Source organism: Synergistaceae bacterium, from assembly GCA_017444345.1.
Classification (GTDB): Bacteria; Synergistota; Synergistia; order Synergistales; family Aminobacteriaceae; genus JAFUXM01.
Map to the genome: position 1 here is coordinate 1 of JAFSWW010000024.1, position 22,155 is coordinate 22,155.

The 22,155-nt window shown below is 41.6% G+C and carries 20 protein-coding genes and 1 riboswitch; of the genes, 10 read left to right on the top strand and 10 right to left on the bottom strand.

The genetic code is table 11. The features are described 5' to 3' along the window. Positions 1-135 precede the first annotated feature (135 nt). From IJS99_01495 to IJS99_01520, 6 genes are read left to right on the top strand one after another with little or no spacing between them, the layout of a single operon-like run. Positions 136-531 carry a pyridoxamine 5'-phosphate oxidase family protein gene (locus tag IJS99_01495; protein ID MBQ7560495.1) on the top strand — a complete coding sequence of 132 codons (396 nt, stop codon included), beginning with the start codon at positions 136-138 and terminating at the stop codon, positions 529-531. A 37-nt stretch (positions 532-568) separates the two neighbouring features. Continuing rightward, positions 569-1,291: an MBL fold metallo-hydrolase gene (locus IJS99_01500; protein ID MBQ7560496.1), complete on the top strand. Its 723-nt coding sequence runs from the start codon at positions 569-571 to the stop codon at positions 1,289-1,291. Between the two features lie 18 nt (positions 1,292-1,309). Beyond that, on the top strand, positions 1,310-1,912 hold the full coding sequence (locus IJS99_01505) for a nitroreductase family protein (protein MBQ7560497.1): 603 nt from the start codon (positions 1,310-1,312) through the stop codon (positions 1,910-1,912). Continuing rightward, entirely contained in the window at positions 1,887-2,396 is a 510-nt protein-coding gene (locus IJS99_01510; protein ID MBQ7560498.1) for a flavin reductase, read from the top strand. Before IJS99_01505 ends, IJS99_01510 begins: the two co-directional genes overlap by 26 nt. A 2-nt stretch (positions 2,397-2,398) precedes the next feature. Then, entirely contained in the window at positions 2,399-3,214 is an 816-nt protein-coding gene (locus tag IJS99_01515; protein MBQ7560499.1) for a 4Fe-4S binding protein, read from the top strand. A gap of 18 nt (positions 3,215-3,232) precedes the next feature. Next, positions 3,233-3,691, top strand: coding sequence for a hypothetical protein (locus tag IJS99_01520; GenBank protein ID MBQ7560500.1), 459 nt, complete (start codon positions 3,233-3,235; stop codon positions 3,689-3,691). A gap of 90 nt (positions 3,692-3,781) precedes the next feature. On the opposite strand, the gene grdB is transcribed toward IJS99_01520, so the two are convergent. From grdB to IJS99_01570, 10 genes are all read right to left on the bottom strand, one after another. Further along, on the bottom strand, positions 3,782-5,086 hold the full coding sequence (gene grdB / locus IJS99_01525) for a glycine reductase complex selenoprotein B (protein ID MBQ7560501.1): 1,305 nt from the start codon (positions 5,084-5,086) through the stop codon (positions 3,782-3,784). Positions 5,087-5,107: 21 nt separating this feature from the next. Further along, on the bottom strand, positions 5,108-6,400 hold the full coding sequence (locus IJS99_01530; protein MBQ7560502.1) for a glycine/sarcosine/betaine reductase component B subunit: 1,293 nt from the start codon (positions 6,398-6,400) through the stop codon (positions 5,108-5,110). A gap of 34 nt (positions 6,401-6,434) precedes the next feature. Further along, on the bottom strand, positions 6,435-6,851 hold the full coding sequence (locus tag IJS99_01535; GenBank protein ID MBQ7560503.1) for a GrdX family protein: 417 nt from the start codon (positions 6,849-6,851) through the stop codon (positions 6,435-6,437). Between the two features lie 65 nt (positions 6,852-6,916). Then, positions 6,917-7,020, bottom strand: a riboswitch (glycine riboswitch). Between the two features lie 144 nt (positions 7,021-7,164). Continuing rightward, positions 7,165-8,574, bottom strand: a complete 1,410-nt coding sequence (locus IJS99_01540) for an alanine:cation symporter family protein (GenBank protein ID MBQ7560504.1) — start codon at positions 8,572-8,574, stop codon at positions 7,165-7,167. Between the two features lie 224 nt (positions 8,575-8,798). After that, positions 8,799-9,020, bottom strand: a complete 222-nt coding sequence (locus IJS99_01545) for a DUF3343 domain-containing protein (GenBank protein ID MBQ7560505.1) — start codon at positions 9,018-9,020, stop codon at positions 8,799-8,801. A 3-nt stretch (positions 9,021-9,023) separates the two neighbouring features. After that, positions 9,024-10,172 (bottom strand): glycine reductase, encoded by a 1,149-nt coding sequence (locus tag IJS99_01550; protein MBQ7560506.1) that lies wholly within the window; start codon positions 10,170-10,172, stop codon positions 9,024-9,026. A gap of 4 nt (positions 10,173-10,176) precedes the next feature. Beyond that, the gene (locus IJS99_01555) at positions 10,177-11,721 is read right to left on the bottom strand and encodes a glycine reductase (protein ID MBQ7560507.1); all 1,545 of its coding nucleotides are present in this window, start codon (positions 11,719-11,721) and stop codon (positions 10,177-10,179) included. 76 nt (positions 11,722-11,797) lie between these two features. Next, positions 11,798-12,274, bottom strand: a complete 477-nt coding sequence (locus IJS99_01560) for a glycine/sarcosine/betaine reductase complex selenoprotein A (GenBank protein MBQ7560508.1) — start codon at positions 12,272-12,274, stop codon at positions 11,798-11,800. Positions 12,275-12,382: 108 nt separating this feature from the next. After that, positions 12,383-12,721 carry a thioredoxin gene (locus IJS99_01565; protein ID MBQ7560509.1) on the bottom strand — a complete coding sequence of 113 codons (339 nt, stop codon included), beginning with the start codon at positions 12,719-12,721 and terminating at the stop codon, positions 12,383-12,385. 155 nt (positions 12,722-12,876) lie between these two features. Further along, positions 12,877-17,319, bottom strand: a complete 4,443-nt coding sequence (locus IJS99_01570; GenBank protein ID MBQ7560510.1) for a hypothetical protein — start codon at positions 17,317-17,319, stop codon at positions 12,877-12,879. A gap of 265 nt (positions 17,320-17,584) precedes the next feature. Here IJS99_01570 and IJS99_01575 point away from each other — a divergent pair, with 265 nt between their 5' ends. The 4 genes from IJS99_01575 (at position 17,585) to IJS99_01590 (ending at position 22,098) form a co-directional block, all read left to right on the top strand. After that, positions 17,585-17,767 (top strand): hypothetical protein, encoded by a 183-nt coding sequence (locus tag IJS99_01575; protein MBQ7560511.1) that lies wholly within the window; start codon positions 17,585-17,587, stop codon positions 17,765-17,767. Positions 17,768-17,857: 90 nt separating this feature from the next. Beyond that, a complete protein-coding gene (locus IJS99_01580; GenBank protein ID MBQ7560512.1) occupies positions 17,858-19,168 on the top strand; it encodes a glycine/sarcosine/betaine reductase component B subunit in 1,311 nt (436 codons plus the stop codon). Between the two features lie 20 nt (positions 19,169-19,188). Continuing rightward, positions 19,189-20,505 (top strand): glycine/betaine/sarcosine/D-proline family reductase selenoprotein B, encoded by a 1,317-nt coding sequence (locus IJS99_01585; GenBank protein ID MBQ7560513.1) that lies wholly within the window; start codon positions 19,189-19,191, stop codon positions 20,503-20,505. 81 nt (positions 20,506-20,586) lie between these two features. Further along, positions 20,587-22,098: a BCCT family transporter gene (locus IJS99_01590; protein ID MBQ7560514.1), complete on the top strand. Its 1,512-nt coding sequence runs from the start codon at positions 20,587-20,589 to the stop codon at positions 22,096-22,098. Positions 22,099-22,155: the final 57 nt, after the last annotated feature.

Here is a 22,155-nt window from a genome sequence, read left to right on the forward strand (position 1 = left end):
AAAATTTCTCCCTCGTATAAATCAAATAAAATCAGTACGTTTTCTATACCATATACGTAAAAACTGCGTTCTTGCACAAAATGTATCTTAATTCTAAAATCTGTTACATAAATTTTCAAGGAGCGTGAATTATTCATGAAAGAAGTATTAGAATTTCTCCAGAAGTCAAAAGTATTTTTCCTTGCAACATCAGAAAATAACGTCCCTCACGTCCGTCCTATGGGCTTTATCATGGAATGCGGCGGCAAATTAGCTTTTATGACCGACAACACTATGGCACTATGCAAGCAATTAGCAGCTAATCCTAAAGTCGAAATCACAGCCATTGACGAAAATATGAACACTCTTAGAATTTCCGGGACTGTGAAATTTGCAACGACACCGGAGACTCAGAAAAAAGTTCTTGAAGTTATGCCCGCGCTTGCAAAAAGTTATTCAGTAGGTGACGGAAAACTCGAAGTATTTTATCTAGATGAAGGGTGCGCAACTTGTTCAACAATGGCCGGCGAGAAAAAAGAATTATCGCTATAATATAATAAATTTATTAATGAGGGGAGATTTATTCACAATGAAATTTAAGGCTGTAAAACTATTCGAGGGCGGGGAATTCGGCGAAGATTTCCTGTTCGGCGGAGAAAACAAGAGCGACGGCAATCCTGAAAAAAAATATCCCGGGAGTCTTCAAAATTTCTTGATCGACACGGGCAATGAAGTAATCTTAGTTGATACAGGTTTTGCGCCCGGGACTCCTTTTAAGGGGTATACTAAAATTAATGACTATATACCAGCACTCGAAACAGCCGGATATAAGCCCGAGCAGGTTACAAAAATTTTAGTAACTCATAAGCACCCCGATCACACCGGCGAATTAAAGAGTTTTCCGAACGCAAAAATTTATATCGGCCCTGAAGATGCAGACGCTTTGAAATTGACCGGCAATAATATAATACGCTGCGAATACACCGACGGAGCTTATAAAAATTTTGAACACTGCCAGAAAATAGCCGACGGAGTTTATTTCATTAAGGCACGGGGACACACTAAGGGCAATAGTATCGTAATAGCCGAGAATGACGGAAAATATTACATGTTTCACGGTGATGTTACATACGTTGATGCGGCACTCCACGCGAATAAATTATCAATCATATTTGAAGATTTAGAGGCCGCCCGCGATACTCTTAACAGAGTCCGTGAATTCGTGAAAAATAATCCGACCGTTTATTTATCGACTCATACGCCTGAAGGAGTTACGAATTTAGAGCAGGATTTAATCATGAAACTTGATTAATTTTATAGAGCCTAAAAAATGGAATTCGAGAAAGTTTTAACGCATAGAGTCTCGACCCGCAAATATAATGACAAAATGCCCGATGACGAGTCAATACAGAAAATTATCGACTCGGCTTTGTTAGCTCCGATTGTGCACTGGCATAAATTGCACTTGAGTGTAGTTACTAATCAGGACGCTATGAAACTTGCAGACGATGCAGCGGCCGAAATTTTTGCAGCTCCTGACACTCCCGTGAAGATGCCCCGCCCGTATCTATATAATGCGCCTGTATGGATAATTTTATCGGGCAAAATCTATAACGAGAACGAGAACCCGCAAGCACACTTAATGAATATTAATTTATTCTGGAACGTAGGCTCAATTATTGAGAATATGGAATTGCAGGCTACAAATTTAGGGCTCGCCAGCTGCGGAATCAATACGACCGTTGTAGCAATGAGGAATCGCCCCGACGTGAGAAAAGCTCTGGGAATTCCCGACGGTTATGATGCTCTTGCGTCTGTTATAGTGGGATATTCTGACTCGCCCTTGCCTGAACGCAAAGTAAAGCCGGAATTTATCCCGGTGTCATATGATAAGGTAAATTTTTATCATGGATTTCAGAAGCAAGCAATATGAAGTCTTTAATATTTTCGATAAAGAATGGGGACTTGCTGCGGCGGGAACTCGTGAAGATTTTGACGGCTGTACAATAGGCTGGGGATCAATGGGCGAAATATGGGGCTTGCCTAATCAATCGCGCCCGATACTCACAATTTACGTGAATCCCCTGCGTTATACGGCTGAATATTTGTTGAAACATGAAAATTTCTCGGTCTCATTCTTTGACATGAAATATAGACGTGATTTAGCGATTCTAGGCTCAAAATCAGGACGTGACGGCGATAAATTTGCGCTTACATCATTAACGCCTGAAGAGCACGAACACGCTATTATATTCAGCGAGGCAAATTTGACTTTCATATGCCGTAAACTTTACTGGGAGCAGTTCAACCCTGAACACTTGACTCAAGACGTTAAAAATTTCTACACAGAACACGATCACCCGACTCACTATGAATTTATCGGTGAAGTTATTGACGTTATAGACAAGAGGGGATAATTATGACTCTGCATTTAATATATTTCAGTCCGAGCGGTTCAACAGAAAAAATAGTGAAGGAAATCGCGAAAAGTTTTGACGGTTTAGAAGTTGAGTCTCATAATTTGCTGACATCAGAGAGCCGCAGGAAAAAATATAAATTTACCCGTGATGATATTGTAATAATGGGCAGTATGACAGCCGGAAAATTATTCACACTTTCTGAAGAATTATTTGCTTGTCTTGAAGCTGACAATACCCCTTTTATAGGCGTAATTTCATATGGCAACGGCTATTATGGAATTGCTTTAAATGAAATGTTAGAACGGGCGGAAAAATGCGGCTTCAAAGTTGCAGCAATGGGAGCATTTATAGCGCGCCACTCAATGAAGGACTCAATCGCAGAAGGACGGCCCGACTCACACGATAAAGAAATAATGCGCGAATTCGGCCGAAAATCTTACGAGAAAATTTTATCAGGCGATTTAATTTTGCATGAGCTGCCAAAAACTAACTGGACATCATGGGAATTAGGCAAACAAGTAATTGCATATAGAGAGACTCACAGGGATGAGCCCTACGCACTCCCTAAAGAATGCAAAGCTAAAAAAATTTCTGACTCGTGTATTAAGTGCGGGACTTGTGTGAGAAATTGCCCGGTTGACGCTATAAATATAGAGTCAAAAACTTTTGATCTTGATAAATGCATAGGCTGCTGGGGCTGTATAAATCGCTGTCCTAAGCACGCAATAATCTCAACAAGTGAACAAGTTACTGATATAATGAAATCATTCGGCCAAGCAGCGACAAAGAGACTCGAGCCGGAAATATTTTATTAATTATGGAGGTATATATTTATGTCAGACAAGAAAAAAATTTTAGAGGGCTTGCAGGTAATCGTAACGGATTTAGCACAGCAGGCAGACGGCCACGAACTACAGGCGAGAATTTTCGCGGCTCAGGGATTCAGCAAACTAGCTGACAAGTACGCAGAACACGCAAAAGAAGAACGCGATTATGTTATCAAGTGCGCTGACAGGATTCTTGATTTAGGCGGAGAGTTAAAACTTGAGGCCAAGAAAGAAGCTCCAATTTGCAAAGATCCTATTGATTTTGTGAAGTATGATTTACAGGTTTCAAAAGATGGTCTTGCGTGGCTTGCTGGTTTAGTCGAGGAATCAAGAGGCGATTACACGACATATGACATCTTGAAAGAATATTATCAAGACGAAGAAGAAGACATGTACTGGGGCGAGCAGCAGCTTGAATTAATCGAGAAAGTCGGCAAAGCTTACTGGTATCAATCACAGCTGTAAATTAATTAATCAATCGCAAAAAAAGTACCGGGAAGCCGTAAAAAGCCTCCCGGTAATTTATTATTTATCCAGTAAATATTAATTTTTTACTTATTCCGTGAAAACTGTCTGTTCTGTTATGTCCGTCTGAAGAGCCTTTAATGCGCGCTCAACTAATTTACGGCGGATAACTTTTTCTTCTTCAGGAGTCTTTGTAGGATCTCCGAGCGGGTGAGGAATTGCTACCGTTGGGACGATTCTATTTGCTCCTACAGTCTGCGAAATAGGCACGATTGTGCACATATGGACGACGGGTAATTTGCGCTCGATTTCCTTGACCATCGTTGCACCGCAACGAGTACAAGTTCCTCAGGTCGATGTAAGAATTACGGCTGTAACTCCATCACGTACAAGGCGGTTAACTATTTCCGCGCCGAATTTCTTAGCATTAGCAACGCTCGTACCATTTCCGACAGTAGCATAGAATTTATTATGTAACTTGCCGATAACTCCCTCGCGCTCTAAATCTCTCATAACGTCAACGGGCAAAACTCTATCAGCGTCCTGATCTGCATAAGTAGCATCATAGCCTCCGTGTGCTGTGCAGTGAGTCTCGCTTGTGAGATCATTAACGCCCGTTAAATCATATTCGCCGAACTTGCTGGCACTAGACGCTTCAATATGATCGGGATTACCTTTTGGACAAATTCCGCCGGAAGTAACAAGTGCTATAGTTGCATGTGCTAAATCTTTGACGGCTGGCTGAGGGTCGACTCTGTCAAACACGGGCATCTTGTATTCAGTCTCGAAAGGTTCACCCTTCAATTTCGCAACAAACATGTCTACACAGCGTTCTGCAGCTAATTTCTCATAGAACATATTTTTGCGGATTCCCCGCTCGATATAGCCTTCTGATTCGGGCTTGCCGATTGACTCACCTTTTAAGAGTTTAAGCGCAAGTTTTGCCATTGCCGGAGCAGCTTTTCTCATTCCGATTGCATTGTCAGGAGTCTCGACGATATAAGCAAATTTCTTATACATTTCGACGCCGGGATTTTCAGGATACATGCCGCTGATTACGGGGATATTAAATTCTTTCGCAACTGCCGCACACATAGCCCCGCAGGCTGTTCCATAACGTCCAGCGTTAAATGCAGGCCCCGCGATAAATGCATCAGGCTGATATTTACGGATCATGTCAAGAATCGTCTTTGTTGCCTCGTCCATATTTGACGCAAAATAAGAATCTCCGCAAATTACTGTCGCAACGATTTCGGCCTCACCTTTGAATGCAGCTTTTAACGCCATACCGGGCCCTACGATTCCGTCTCTTATTTCGGGTTTGTAGTCTGCTTTCTCTTCTCCGCCTATATTCGCATAAAATTGATTTATATAGTGTACTATTTTGAATGCCATTTCTCTCACCTCCTAAAAATTTTAAAGCGTGTAAGCTCCGAGCTTCGTATAACCTAATTCACTTGTTGCGCCTGTTATTGCCTGAAGTTCTACGGTGATTGTGCCGTCTTCAGCAAGTGAGCCGTTCCAGCCGCCCGCAATTACGTTAGCTTCTTCTGCATAGCCTATAACTTTTTTCATGGGAGGCAGGACAATAACTTCATTTGCATTCCCGGCAGTAACGCAGGCATTACCTTCAGGACATGAGTCAGCAAGTGATTGGCTAGCTCCGTCTTGGCCGGCGTACTCGTCAGTTAATAAAGCTGTCTTAATGCCGAGTCTTTCAGCTTTCCAGCAATTCATTATTAAATCCGCGTCAGGATTCCCGAATCCCTCTTCAGTAATAACGAGTCCGTCAAGTCCGAGCATACTTGCTAATTTCGTGGCATATGTCGAGCTTCTGCGCTTATCAGCAAGAGTAACATTTTCATTCGTAACGATTACAGCAGCAAAATTAAAATCTTTCCCATGACGCTTTAACATGTCTGCTATAACCGGATTATTTTGATGTGAGTAAGTGCTATTCTTGTCGCAGGCACTAACGCAATTTCCTGAGACTATAGCACCGTCCATTACTTCGAGAGGCGATATAATAGTCGGCAAAATTTTCTTGACATCAACGCCGTATAAATAAGTATCATGCAGTAATCCTTGAGTCTGCAGCATGTATAAATAGCCGACTTTTGGCAGTTCGGGATAAGCATTCATTGCTTCACGAATATTAGCGAACTCGTATGACTCTATTTTGTCGGCTTTGACATCTTTGCATGATTCAGCGAGATATTTTGCAGCTTTGAGTCCGGCTGTCCTGCATGCTTTCTCGTAGTCGTGTTTGTCCATATTAGGATCAGCAGGTTCAAGAACTAATGCGACATTACAAGTCTGTGAATAAGGCGTATACTCTGCGCCCGGCCCTGACATGTCAATAATTCCCTCTTGGAATCTCACGAGCTTCCCAGCCGTCAGCACTGCACAGCCGGATAAAACAAGCGTCTTGCCTTCTCCAACTGTTTCGACATCACTAATCATTCCAGGGAATACTTGTCCCTTGCCCTCTAGCTTAAATCGCGGTTCGATTACGTCTTTTACGGGCATAACTCGAACACTTTCACCGGGCATAGCTAAATCTACGTCGAGATTTTTTCCGAGTAGTTCATCTTCTGAAATCAGCGCGAGTAATTCGGACTTGTTGACAGTTAAGACTCCATCAGCAAATCCCGTTTTGTCTCCAAATTTGAGACTCTTTACGTTGAGTCTGTGTAATTCGAGTTTCAACTATAAACCCTCCTTCTAAGTATTAAATAATTTGCTAAATTAATAGCATGGGAGCAGGCTTTAAACTTGACTCACGGGGAATCAATTTATACTGCTCTAAACTTTCTCTCATAAGCTCATAGTCGATAAATGCATAATCAACGCGCTTTAATTCGTCGAGTTCGTGAATATTAATTAACTTGCATGACTCATAAACGTGAACGGCGTTCTCAATGAGCGAGAGAGACTCCAAATCTACAAGCCCATTTTTAAAATTTAGTATTACGGATCTAAATGGTTGATGATTAGGCCTGAGATTTCCGCACAGAGGATGAGTCAATAAAATGCTCCCTAAATGTATAAGGCTTCTCACATGAATTAATACATCAAGCGCAGACCCGTCAATATATTCATGCGAAAAAACTTTATCACACAGGGATTTATTATTGCTGATAAGTGTGAAGTGCTGCATTAAATTTGATTCCTCCTCTGACTTACTTAATTTAGCATCTGTTGCAAATTTTAGCTTCAGAGTACAGGCTAGATATAATTCTTTTGCCTGAGAGTTTCGTGCGTGCTTGCCCCTTCGGCGGTCTCGTTAGTGTATTGCGAAAAGTGAGACTCTCTCTCATACCTAGCGAAATGATTTTATGAATACATGACATTATACTTGACAGAAAAATTACGTCAATGCAAGAATTACTAATTTTTTTACGCGATATTCTTATCATGCTTATCATGTCCATAAAATTTTTTATTATTGCTTAATTATTAATTCTTAATGCTTAATTCAGGAAATTTTCAGGTTTATATGCGATGCCCTCGTTATATTCCTTCAATAATTTAGCTACTTTGTTACTCAAGAATAAAATCGCGATTAAATTCGGAATTACCATAATCCCATTAAAGAAGTCAGAAAGCTCCCAGACGAGATCAATTTTTAGCACGCTGCCAGTAAAAATAAATATCATCACGAGAATTCTATACGGTAATAATGCCTTAGCTCCAAATAAATAACGGATATTGCTGGCTCCGAAATAATACCAGCCTATAATCGTCGAGAAAGCAAAGAATAACAAGCACACAGCAATAAAAGGCGCACCGTATGAGCCTAAGAAATGTTCAGAGAAAGCAGCTTGAACGAGCCCGATTCCCTTTAATTTTGCTTGACCGTCAACGAAATTATTTTCAAGAATTCCCGATGACATGACAGTAAAAACTGTAATATTTAAGACAACAAACGTGTCAATAAATACTGCTATAATGCCTAAAACTCCCTGCTCAACCGGATGAGCTACATTTGCTACTGCGTGGGCGTGAGGAGTTGAACCCATACCGGCCTCATTTGAGAATAAACCGCGGGCGATTCCGTATCTTGCTGCTTGGGCGACTGCGACTCCGGCCATACCTCCCCAGACTGCACGAGGGGCAAAGGCACATGAGAAAATTTCACCGAATACAGCGGGCAAATGATGAGCATTCATAATTATTAAAACGAGTCCGACTGCGACATATAATATTGCCATAATAGGGACTAATTTTTCAGTTACAGAAGCGATTCTCTTGACTCCTCCGATAAATATTAAGCCTGCTAATATTGCGAGAACTGCACCGGCAATTTTTGTGTCAAGTCCGAAAGCGTCATTAAATGCGTTGCTGATTGAATTAGCCTGCACCATATTGCCCATAAAGCCGAGTGCTAATATTATCGAGACAGCAAAGAAAGCAGCTAAGAATTTCGAGAAAATATTATTACCGAGTCCCCGTGAAATATAATAGGCTGGTCCTCCTACAACGTGGCCCGATTTGTCGCGTGTCTTGTAAACTTGTGCGAGGCAGGCTTCAGCGAAATTTGTAGCCATTCCGAAAAACGCAGCGACCCACATCCAGAAAATTGCGCCCGGGCCTCCTGATACAAGAGCAGTCATTGCACCCGCTAAATTTCCAGTCCCGACCTGTGCAGCTATAGCCGTTGCAAGTGCCTGAAATGATGACATGCCATGAGAGCCGGCAGCCTCACCGAATAACGAGAAATTGCCAAATAATTTTTTGCAGGCCGTCCCGAATTTAGTAATCTGGACAAATCCGAGTCTCAACGTGAAAAATAAGCCCGTGCCGCATAATAACGGAATGAGAAAACTAATTCCCCATAAAAAACTATTGGCTTCAACTACGAGATTTAATAGCTCGTCCATTGATAAAACCTCCTATAAAATATAAAATTATTAAATTACTATAAATTTTTCGACAATAAAAAAACTCAAGAGCTTTTATTCACTCCTGAGTCTCTTCTTTCTTTATTGCTGATATATAAGCGAACTCTCTAAAATTTTTGCAATATCCCGACCGGGATTTATTAATTCGTCAAGTTCACGTTAAATGCTTGAAAGTTTTTATTGTCATGATACGAGATATTATATCACTCATTTATATCATGATAACCGGCGACCTGAATTTTTTTTGTGAGTGCAATATCTTCGACTTCTTGACGCATATCACAGGGGAATTCACACGCAAGCCCGCAGCTTGATGATAATTTTCTAGGAACTGGCGCAATTCTCGCTTGAATCCCTGAAGCCCTGCAAGTTCTCTCAAACATTAAAGCCGCACTTGTTGTCTTGAATGTCGCTAAACAAGCCACGATTTATAAATACCCGTTCGCTTTCAAGAGTTCGGCAGCCTTCTCCATATGCTTGGCCGGCATTTTTATAACCGGTCCTGTACAGCCCATAGCACTCTCTGCATAAATTCCGGCTTTCCATAAAACTTTTACGGCGTTATCGATCTCTAATACATCAATCCCGTGTAATTCGTCATCTGTAGGTTCTGCAGGAGGTGCTTTAACATCTTCTTCTGCCTGTGCTGCCTTAGGAGTGAGCGAGTCAATTTCTTCATCGAGTCCGGCCTTGCGGGCTGCTTTTAACTCGTCTGAAACTTTTTCGGGCAAATTTCCGGCTATAACACTCGCAGTGAAAGCAAGCGCATTTGCTATAACAGGAGCTCCTGACGCACGAGACACAATAGAGACTACATTTTTCCAGCCCTCACCGCATGAAGGACCATAGCCCCAGCCTGAAGCCTCATAAGATCCGCCCGTTGTGAATGACGAGAACATTTTTACAAGCACATTGCCCGTTAAAGTGTCAGTTACGCAAATATCGACAGCTCCCGATAAAATATCATTTCCGCGCAAAACTGAGCCGCCGTCTGCCCTCGTTGAAGTCCCGAAAGTGATATTATAGCCGCGTTCCTTCATATGAGTTAAAGCCCTGAAAACCGGCTGTGCTGTATCAACGTTTAATATTCCCACTGTAGGATTATTTATTCCGAGTGATTTTGCGACTGCGATTCCGTAAATTGCATTGCGTAACATTGCCTCGCCTCTCACAGTTGAAGATGTCCCAGTTGTTGACGCTAGAATCATGGGACGGCCGCGCCCCGGTGTGAATACCCGCCCGATTGTTGTTACACCTAAAGGAAATGGGAAGTGCATAGCAACAGCTCCGGGGATAATGCCTTCTTTCACGCAGGATTCTAATTTTGCGGGAATCTCTGACTCTTCACATTCTATATACTCTAAATCTTCATAGCCTTTGACTTTAGGGCCGATCAAGACGGGAATCACGTTACTAGAATTTTGCAGTGCGAGTCTTGCTCCTTTTGCGATTTCTTCCGCGCCGTGTTCACTTCCTGAAGCCATGAGTCCGACTCTAATTGTCTTTCCGCCGGTCTTAGCAGTCTCTATAATGTCGCTCAGTGCCTCACCGACTAATTTTTTTATTGCGTCTGACATGGCATTAACTCAACTTTCCGGCAATCTCGCTTAATGCCTCAAGAATCATTGCTTTAATGTCATCTTTGCTGACACTTGCCGTGCTTTCAACGGGTGAAGGAGCTTCAATCAGGAATGACGCACCGTCGGCCAAGTTCGTTAATCTCGCTAAAAATAGACTCCCTTTCCCGATAATCATAGCGCGTTTAATTTTGCCTTCTTTGATTAATTCACAGGCCGGCCCGATAAATGGCACTCCTGCGGGAATATGTCCCTGAGTATGAGCATAACCGATTGTGCCGTGCTGCTTGATAAAATTCATCATGTCGGCCTTCTCGATAGCTTTCTTCATTACAGCAAGGGCAGCGATCATCTTTATATTTGCGAGAGGTACATTACCAGCTCCGGCGGGTTCTGTGATTTCGTGATTCTGTAATTCGGGTGCGTATCTGTCTACATCTGCAAAAGTTAATCCGGCTGCTGTCAAAGGCTCAAAAGTTAGTGCGCTTGTTACTGCCTGAGGTGCTCCGCCTGCTGCAACTGTGTGCTTACCTAATACATCGAGTCTCATTACGGGATTTGTGCCGTCATCAGGAACAATCAAGACCGCGAAACTTCCTACGCAATCTTCAAGAGCTAATAAATTTTTCTTTACGTGATCGCGTGAATTCATATAGAGTTTAGGAATCGAACCGCCTGCAACAACAGCTATATTTTTCCTAGCACCTGAAGCAACTTGAGCCGCCGCGTTAATCATGGCATTAACAGGCCCCGCGCAGAATCCCCTGACATCACAGCCCGACGCATTCACACAGCCTGCTACTTCAGCAATGGCCTTAGCAAAATTACCGCCTGCACGCTGTCCTACATCGCCCGCGCCTTCTTCTGAACACTCAATAACGAAATCTAAATCTTTAGGATCTAAGCCGCTATTTTTGAGCAAATGCAATAATGCAAGCACACCGGAAGCCTTACCCGCTAAATTTTCCATTAAGACATGAGCCGTCAAACAATGATCTGTAGGGTGTCCCATTCTGATACAGCCGACTACTTCATTATTATTATAGAGAGGGAGTGCGCCGCGTTCTGATACTTCTTTCTCAATGTCTGCAAGTTCCTGCATATTCTTAGGACGTATTACACGCTTTACGATTGATTCAGTTATAACTGGATCTTCAGCTAATTTTTTGCTGACTGCCTCGGCGAAACTTTTTTCAAGCCAAACGAGTTCGAACTCATCAGACGCAGAAATAAGCCCTAAAAACTCATCTTCGGGCATAATCTCGCCAAATTTTCCGTAGCGTTTTGATTTCTCATCAGGTAATAAATTTGCAGTCCACGGTGTAGGCATTGACTCGAATTCTTCATAAGAGATTCCGCCGATATAAGTCTGATTCGGTGCATAGTGTAGCGCGTGATCATAGCTCTGCAAAAATTTCGGGAGTGAGTCAAGATATTCCTGCTCTTTGCCGCTTTGAATGGCTTCCCAAGGGGTTCCGCCGTAATGACTGCCTGTTTCGGGTGCGTGATTCAGGCAATATGAGTAACTCTTAATTCCTACTTTCATGATTTATATACTCTCCATTTATATATTACAAAAAATGCCCGGAGATTTCGAGATTCCCCGGGCGGTTATAATTCGATGTTTATTCAATAACGCCTTTGCTGTATTGATCGCGCATTCCCTTAACTGCTTCTGTTAATGCGTCAGGATCGAGCACCATTTCCATCATGCTGATCTGTTCTTCCCAAGCTGCGGGGTCGCACTCAGCTCTAATTACAGGGTCAAATACGTGATATACGGGGAGTCCCAACGAGACTCCGGCGAGTGGGCCTGCATATGTCGGATCTCCTGCTGTAACTGTCTCGGCGTAAATTTCTGCTCCTTCTGCGTCAGAGCTGCCAAGAATTACTATGCAGTCAGTTCCGTATTTCTCTCCAGCGTCCTTAACTCTCTGCTGGTTCTGCAAGTCCATCGCACCTGCGGCCGTTCAGACAAAACACTCAGTGGCCGAGAAAATAATCTCTGCGCCGCTGTCCTTCAAACATGCTTCCATTGCAGGCCCCGGCACGCCGTCACGTTCACCGAGAAGCAATAATTTCTTCCCTGCAAGTTTTCCCATGTTTGACACCTTCCCTTCTTTAAAGATTAATAATAAATTTTGTGTTAGTGATTTAAGCTGATTAATTTTATTTATTCCACGTCATATTCTTACTTTATGCAAGTTACCTTATGCGCAAAGCTCGTCAACTTTTGCCGTTATTTCTTCAATTGTTGTGCCGTCGCCGCTGATTCTTGCAACCTCTTGGCCGTCCTTAAAGAATAAGAACGTGGGCTGAGCCATTACTGCCGGACGCACCATCATTGAGACTCGGCGATTCTTTGACGTATCAACCGAACAGAATTTGAATTTGCCTTCATATTTGGGATTATCTGCGAGTTCGTGATATTTAGGCATTAACGCCATGCAAGGCCCGCACTTCGGCCCCCAGAAATCAAGCACTGCAGGGAGTGGGCTATTCTTGAATTCTGCCTCAAAGTTTTCTTTTGTGATCTCGGTTATTGCCATTTTTGTTATTTCACCTCCTAAAATTTTCACAGATGATGTTATTTTCTTAAAGTAGCGTGATTTCGTCAATACGTAATTATTTCGTTTTGTGAATAATGATTTGCGTTATAAAAAAATTCCCCCCGCACTCATTAAAGCACAGGGAATATAAATATTTATGCTATGCGTATGATTATTAATGCCGCTAAAATGAGACTTGACACAACAAACGAGAATCCCGAATTACAGCCGCCGCCTGAACTGACATAATTAATTATTTCGCCGTTATTATGGCTGCCTGCTTCAAACGTTAATAAGTCATAAATCTCCCAGTTTTCGCCGTCCTCTGAAATCTCGACAATAAATGAATAATTTGCCGCAGGTGTTACATTTGGAATAGTGCTTATAATTACGTCAAATTTATCAGTCATGACAAGTGCCGAATCTTCAGGATTAATGACTATATTAAAATCTTGACTCGTTACAATTACCGGCAGCGTATAAATATCATTGCTTGAGGATTCAGAGCTGTTAATGAGTTCAGAGACTCCATTTATCCGCCAGTATAAAGCCTTATCACTTGAAAGCACGTAATTTTCCGTGATTAGAGTATCGCAATAATAAATTATATCGTCTGATTTAGGATTTGAGCCGCTGTTATATACTTCGAGTTCAGGATCAGAGTCAGGCTTCAGAATATCCTGCGATAAAATATCTTTAAGCCAGAACATAGTATATGTACAAAATGTATTCGCATTGCCGACTCTTCTCATCTCATCAGCAAAAGAATCATCAATAACGACGCTGATTTTATACGTTTCATTCGGGAAGATTGTAAATGAATGGCCGAAAACTGTAGAGGGGATTCGCTGCTCACTCTGCCAAATTTCAGGATCAACGTATGCCGCTTTGAGTTCAGTATTAGGCAATGTATAACTAGAATTATTAGTAATAACAACATCAAGATAAACGGGGCCGTCAGAATTTGCTATTTTTGAATCGTAAAAATCTGACCATTTTTTATAGCCGCTGTAAGTAATATCGGGTAATTCAAAATCGTTATTGCTTGCTTTGATTCTAGCTTGAGTATTATTTACGCTTGTAACATTTTCAACTGAAAACTCAAAGTAGCCCTCATTATTTCCGCCTGAGTCCTTAGTTATGTCCCGTTTTTCGTGAACTTCATTAATAATATTATCAGGGTCAATAACTGCGTAGAATTGATAGTGTTCGCCGGCCTTGTTTGCAAGAATATTTACAGGCGTAAAATTAAATCTCGCCCACGTCTTATTATTTTCTGAGTCAGACCAGCCAGCCATATTTACAGTTGTTGAGTCTATAAAAATTTTGCTTGAGAGTGCGGACTCTGTTCTGTCTTGAACCCAGTATAAATTAACTTTCACATTATTAGCAGGCTTAAAGCTCGCATTATATAAAGGCACGTCGATTCTATATTTTGCGTTTTGGAGGAGTCTATTTGTCGTGAACATATTAAAATCAGACGCATAAATTCTCACTCCGCGCATTTCCATAGCAATTTCACGCGCTGTATTTGCTCCAAATTCGGGAATAAGTGGAGATGCATTTTTCAAGACAAATTTATTAGGCAGCACTAAAGAAGGATCAGGCAAAGTTTTATATAAGCTGGCCGAATTGAACAAATCGGAGTATTCATTAAATTGATTCACAGCAAATCCGCAAGTTAAAGCCCCGTTATCTGCAATGAATGCTTGAGCCTGTATTCTGTAATTATTGAGAAGACGAGCACCGTCAGCATTTGCAAAATTAATCATAAATTTTTCTTGACTGCTTGTTTTCTTTGTGAAGGTCGGCCCTGTTGAACCCTTTGGAACTCGCGCTATATTCGTATTAAATAAACTGTCAACGAGTGAAGCAGCTTGCGATATATATCCGGTTGTTACTTTTGTTGATGATGTCTCTTCGTGTTCGCTTGAATTAATTTTTGTGAAGCCCATAGTCATTGGTATTCCGAATTGAACGCCTACGATTTCGCTTAAATCCGCCTGTCTTGAATTATAATTCTCGATATTAGCTATAGCAGCAGGATATGAGAATAAATTCCCGTTCTCGTGAGTCGGCTGATAGATAATATTATTCGAGAAATGATCCATATTTGTATCATCGTAAATGCTAAATGTTACGAAATCCTGTTTAGCTAAATATTTTAGATCCCTGCTCGCTGTTCCGAAATAAGTACCGGGCTTCAAAATAGGATAACGCCATGTATATTGATTCGCGTAGACATATGCAATTACGTCAAATCTATCTGAAAAAGTTGATTGAAATACTTCTTTCTCTTCGATTTCATTATCATAGCTCTGTTTGATATTCTCGATTTTGTCAGTGAGTTTATTTAGAAAATTTAAAACTGTGCCCGCTGTGCCGTCGACTGCCTTAACATAAGAATCAGTACCCGGAATTATTCCTGCAATACTCTTAATAGTTCCGTAAAGATTAGTAACAGTTTTCAGGCCGCCCACTACATTGCGAGTCACGTCGCTGTCTAGTGCAAATATAGTTTCTACTGAGCTGCTCATACTGAATTTAGTATTTTTTTTGTCGGATTCTGAGCTGCTTGTTGAGTATTCGACCTTGCTGCCCTTTGTGTAGGAGAAATTTACGGGTTCAGCTGTTACAGTTCTCCCGTCGGCTGCTATTGTGTCAACATGATAGGGGATTCCCTGAAGTACTGTAGTATAGCTTTTATCATTCTCAATTATTATGCGTTCCGGCCTTCCGAGTTCGACACCCTCATTTGCAAAATCTGCCGCAATCAGTGCCGAATTTCCGCCCGAGTCAAAAGTATATGCCTGCTCAAAATCAGAGCCGTTACTCTTGAAGATTATAATTTCTCCGTCATGATTACGAACAGCGAGATCATCACATTCTTTCATTGAGCCGATCCGGCCAAAGAATGACCCCGCCGCAATTGTTAATTCATGATCTACTAACGCGTGAATATAAGAATCTTGTGTAATCGGTGAAAGCATATAATTCTGAATGTTATAGCTGTATTTACCTTTTTCATATTCACGAGCCATATCTGAGCCTGAAGTCGTGAAAGTCTTATCTACTATGAAATTACCGCGTAAAATATAGCTGAAATTGCCGGTACTTGTCTTCAATAGCATAACACAGGGACGTGCTTTATATATTAAACTCGCTTGCCATCTAAATAAAGTCTCCCATTTTTTATTGGCATAATTGATATACACTTCTGTTGTTATACCTCTATCAGTTTGTTCCCATTCGTAGCCCATAAAAGCTATCTCGTCTGTTCCGTCTCCGTCAATATCAAGTGCTGCTGCTTTCAAGCCTCCCCATAATCCGGACGTACTTTGTTCATAGCCAATAGAATTATTAGCAGCTATCGGATGTCTATATGAGAAAGCAAATCTATGCTCAAATACGACGGTGTCAAAATCTCCCTTATTATTATTCCATTTATATTTTATGGCTTTGAGAGTGGGAATAATAGCTTGAGGTGCAGGATCTACCTGAAAGAGTGCTATAAATTCAGTCTCGCCGTCTCCGTCAAAATCTCCCGTTACAATATCACCGCCGATCATTGTGCTGGAACCGTTAAAGCAGCCATTAAATGCAGCATTATTACTATATGAGTTAATTCTGCCTAAGTCCTTCATTGTCCTTATAAGAAAATTATTATTCTCATATGTTATCTGATAGACAAATAAATTAATCCCCCATCTATCAGCGGTCATTACTGCAATTTCGTTATTGTAGCCGTCATGATTGAAATCTCCCGCAGCGGTTTTTATCGTAATATACGGTGAAGCAGTTGTGTTATCGAGATTATTAATTTTGCTCCAATCGCCGTCAGAAACATTTTTGATTCCACGCAGAGCCGCAGCATTAAAGCCGTCTTTTGTCTGAGTCAAATCGAGTTTCTTATACTGAACATCGCCGGACTCGCTGGCAAATAACGCCCAGAAATCAAATTTTGCACTAACTTTTTTGTCGCTGAATTTCACGGGCTTATCTATATTATCATTAGTAACTTCCATTGTTGAAGTCATAACAAGTTCACCGTCAAAGCCTTCAACAAATATTCCCGTCCTGATGTCCTTAATGTAGCCTGAATTAGTGCCGCCTGATTGTTTAGGATAACGCCATGCGCCAAATCGGGACTGCGAAATTTTACCGTTCAAATCATTGTTTACTGCTGTGAAATATAAATCATAGAACCAGTTAGAACTTGACTCCGTGATATTTCTTGATGAGGCGATTATAATTTTCTTATTGTTAAAAGTTGTTCGTGCTAATGCTGTGAGGAGTCCGCCTTCAAAATTTGTAAGGTTCGTAGAATAGTCCTTTATTTGTCCCAGCGATAAATCAGTGCCTCCCCCGCTGCCTATGTTGTAAAGTAAATCAATTTGTCCGTTATAAAGCAAGCGCATTAATGAAGACTTCTCAATTTCGAGATGTGTATCTCCCGCCGATACATTATCGAGTCCCCGTGCGTGGCTTAAAATATCAGTAATCGTGCTTACTGCTTTGCCCTTAATGCTGACTGCTTGAGCCTGACAACCGACAAGAAGAACAGCAATTAATGATACAGCTAAAATTTTTAACTTCATTATGTTACCCCCTTTTATAAAAAATTTTGGGATTGCAAAATAATTACTATGATATTATATCGAATTAACATAAATATAATAGTTTTCGTTATAGCTTTATGAACTTGACTGCAATAAAATTTTATTCAAGCTGAAAGATTAATTATTCCATAAAAATTTTTACAAAGCATCTTACTTTATTTTTAGTGAATGAGTAGGGATTCTATTTATTTTACGTGAGTTTATTTGCATGTTAAGTGAAATATAGAAGATAAAAATTTGTGTCGTGTCAGTTCGTGAAAATTTTGCAGTAATCGCGGACAGTATTCATGAAAATTTGCATAATAAACACGGAAAATTTATATCTCGTGAAAGTGCTTCAGTAATAGCGGGCGTATTCGTGAAAAATTTGCGTGTAAACACGATGACAGCTCATAAAAATTTATGTGTCATGAAAACATTGCAGTAATCGCTATATAAATAAATCAGAATCACAAAAAATTTTCGCGTAATTTTTGCGTGAACTAGTTAAAAATTTAATAGGATGTGAAATTCAATAATGAAACTTGAAATCGGAGCATTCCACGTCAAGGATATTAAATTCGGCGACAGAACTTTTTACGAGGCCGGAGTCTTGACGTTAAATAAAGAAGAGCTGCTCAAGGTAGTAAAAGAGGACGAACACATAACGACTGCAGACCTCAAAATCGTATACCCCGGCGACAATGTTATATTATGTCCCGTAAAAGAAGCTGTCGAAATGCGCTGCAAAGTTTCAGGCGGACACGGAATATTCCCCGGCGTTTTGTCAGAAATGGAAGTAGCAGGCTCAGGCAGGACACATTGTTTGCAAGATTGCTCGTTAATAGTAGTCGGCGAACATGCGGGCGGATTCCAAGATGGAGTTATCGCAATGGGCGGAAAATATCAGCATCATACAATTTTCGGGGACATGCCGAATTTAGTTCTAGTTGCTGACACTGACGAAGATTTTGAGAGACACGAACAGCAGAAGAAGAATCACGCTCTACGCTGGGCAGGAATGAGACTCGCTGAATATATAGGCCAGTGCGTTAAAGATTTAGAGCCTGAAAATATAGAAGTCTATGACCTCCCCGCAATTCCCGACAGAAGCGATGACGTGAAAAAACTTCCGGGCGTTCTTTATGTCTTGCAGCCTCAAACTCAAATGGAAGCAATGGGCTACAATACGTTAATATACGGCTGGGACGGCAATCACATTTTACCGACCTTTATGCACCCGAATGAATTATTAGACGGCTGTATGGTATCAGGTTCATTCATGCCGACATCGTCAAAAATTTCTACGTATGAATTTGCAGTCAATCCCATGATTAAGAGGCTTTATGCCCAGCACGGAAAGACAATTAATTTCTTGGGCGTTCTCATGTCGACTCTTAATGTCAAGATGGACGAAAAAGTCCGCTGCGTCAAAATGGCCGGTCAGATCGCTACAAGTTTAGGAGCAAAGGCCGCAGTCGTTGTTGAAGAGGGCTACGGAAATCCTGACGTTGATTATACGGCTATGTTAGTCGAGCTTGAGAGACTCGGAATCAAGACAGTAGGACTCTCTGACGAATGCACAGGACGCGACGGAGCAAGCCAGCCCCTAGTTTCAATGAATCCTGCAACAAATGCACTTGTAACAACCGGCAACGTTTCACAAATGTACGAATTCCCCGCAGGTATGGAAGTAATCGGCGAACTTGAAGCACTCGCACGCGACGGAAATTCAGGCGGATGGGAAGGCTGCATTAAACCGGACGGCTCATTTGTAATGGAAAATAACGGCATGTTCTGCGCAAATCACATCAGCGGTTACTCTGTCAGGACATGTGCAGACTTCTAATATAAAGGGGGGAAATAATAATCATGAAAGCTATTCATTATATTAACCAATTTTTTGGACAAATCGGCGGCGAAGAGAAGGCAGACCAGACTCCTATTTTCCATGATGGATTAATAGGCTGCTCAATGATGTTAAATGCGATGGTCAAGCCCGAAATCGAAGTAACAAACACAATCGTTTGCGGCGATAACTATATAACGAATCACACGGAAGAGGCACTCAAGGAAATTTTTGCGTTTCTCGACACAAAGGAATTCGGGATATTTTTTGCTGGGCCTGCGTTCATGGCTGGACGTTATGGAGTCGGCTGCGGTATAGTCTGCAAAGCAGTTAAAGAACGTTATAATGTCCCTGTCATTACTTCAATGAACGAAGAAAATCCCGGCGTTGAAGAGTACAAATCAGTCGCTTATATTTTCAAGGGCGGACGTAAAGCAACATTCATGAAAGCAGATATTACACCGATGGCCAATTTCGCAAAGAAAATCGCAAAAGGTGAAGAGTTACTCCCAGCCGCTCAAGAAGGTTATTTCCCTCGCGGAGTCCGTTCAGAGATTCCCGAGCCTAATGGAATAATGGCAGCTGATAGAGTTATAGATATGCTCTTGAAGAAATTAAACGGTGAGGAATTCCAGACGGAGTTAATAATTCCCGCAATGGAGAAAATTCCGCCCGCAGAACCCGTTAAAGACCTCAGCAAGGCAACTATCGCCCTTGTATCATCAAGCGGAGTCGTTCCAGTCGATAACCCCGACAGAATTCAAAGCGCAAGTGCTCAAAAATGGGGCAAATATGACATCTCCAAACTTGATAATTTGCCTGAAGGAGTATTCAAGACAATTCACGCAGGATTTGATCCGGCTGCTATGTGCGCTGTACCTGATAGAGGCGTGCCGGTTGATGCAATGCGTTATTTTGAGAAACAGGGCAAAATCGGCAAACTCTATGATTATTTCTATGTAACAGTAGGAACAGGAACTACACAGGCATTTGCGGCCAAGTTCGGCAAAGAAATCGCTCAAGAATTACACGCGGCAAATGTCGACGCAGTAATATTGACTTCAACCTGAGGCACCTGTACTCGTTGCGGTGCAACGATGGCTAAAGAAATCGAGCGCAGTGGGATTCCTGTTACAGTAATGTGCAACTTAATCGACGTTGCAAAAACTGTTGGAGCTAACAGAATGGTACAAACAGTTTCAGTTCCTTATCCTTTGGGAGATCCTGAACTCAGCAAGGAAGCAGAGTGGCAGTTACGCACAAGCCGTGTAGGAGCAGCACTTGATGCACTTGCTACAAAAGTAGAAGAGCCGACAGTATTTCCGTCAAAGTTTTAAGCTATAAATCATGCCGGGGGCGTTCAAAGTCTCCGGCGTTATTTTGCATACATATAAATAAGAAGGGACTGACAAAAATTTATGCCTGATAATAATAAAAAAAGTAACACCGTCTATATAATTTCTATATTAATCACATTCGCAATAGTAGCATGGGGGTTATTTCTCCCCGACAATTTCGGAAATTTTGCTAATTCACTTTTCGGAGGCTTAACAAAATATTTCGGCTGGGGCTATTTACTCACAATGAACAGTTTTGTATTATTCTGTATATGCATGGCCTTCAGCAGATTTAGGCACGTGAGACTCGGTAACCCTGAAGACAGACCCGAACACAGTAATATATCATGGTTTGCTATGTTATTTTCTGCGGGAATGGGAGTCGGACTCGTTTTTTATGGAGCTGGCGAACCGTTAATACACTTTGGCAATACTCCATTTGGAGCAGAGCCGGGCAGCATTCAAGCAGCTAGAGACGCTATGCAGATTTCATTCTTTCACTGGGGATTACATCCTTGGGCAGGTTATGCAGTCATAGCCATGCCGATGGCCTATTATCAGTTCCGCAGAAATTCCCCCGGATTAATCAGCTCGTTATTTATCCCCCTAGTCGGTCAAAAAGCAGTTGACGGCATATTTGGGAAGGTTGTAGACATTCTCGCAGTTTTCGCGACTTTGGCCGGAATTACTACATCATTAGGACTCGGAACTCTGCAATTAAACAGCGGCCTTAATGAAATTATGCACATTGACAAGACTACAATGATACAAGTCGCGATAATTATATTTCTTGCTGTATTATATACAGGCTCGGCAGTACTCGGCATTGACAAGGGAATTAAATTTGTTGCGAACTTGAATTTATTTATATGCCTTCTCTTGATGGTATTATTATTTTTCGTCGGGCCTTCACTTCCTATTATAGAGTCATTAATGACAGGGATCGGCGATTTCACGAGCGGGCTCGTTAAAGAAAGTTTCATGATGGCACCATACGGCGGAAAATATGCGGATCACTTGAAAAACTGGACTCTTTATTACTGGGCTTGGTGGATTGCGTGGGCTCCATTTGTAGGCTCATTTGTTGCGAGAATCTCACGCGGCCGCACGATTGCTGAATTTGTCGCAGGAGTCTTAATCGTCCCGGCACTCGGTAGCTTCACATGGTTTGCAATTTTCGGAACGTCGGCATTACATTTACAGCTCGTTAAGGGTATAGACATAGCGGCACAAGTTACTAAGGATATTTCAGTGGGAGTCTTTGCGCTCTATAAATATTACCCATTAGGATTCTTAATGTCCGTCATGATGTTAGTATTAATCACGACATTTTTTGTAACGAGTGCGAACTCAGCGACATTTGTATTGTCAATGTACTCTAATCACGGCGATCTGAATCCCTCAAAGTCAAAAATGGGAGTCTGGGGAGTCTTAATGGCTGCTCTTGCAATAGTCTTATTGATGACTGGAGGTTTGCAGAATTTGCAGACGGTTTCACTCACAGCAGCACCTCCTTTTGCGATTATCATGGTATGTGCTTGTATTTCTCTCTGGAAATCTCTAAGTAAGGACGAACACGAGGGCAAATTATAGGCAGTAATAATCTCTCTTCTTTCTCCCCCCTCGGGGTTGGGAGGGGGGCAGGGGGGG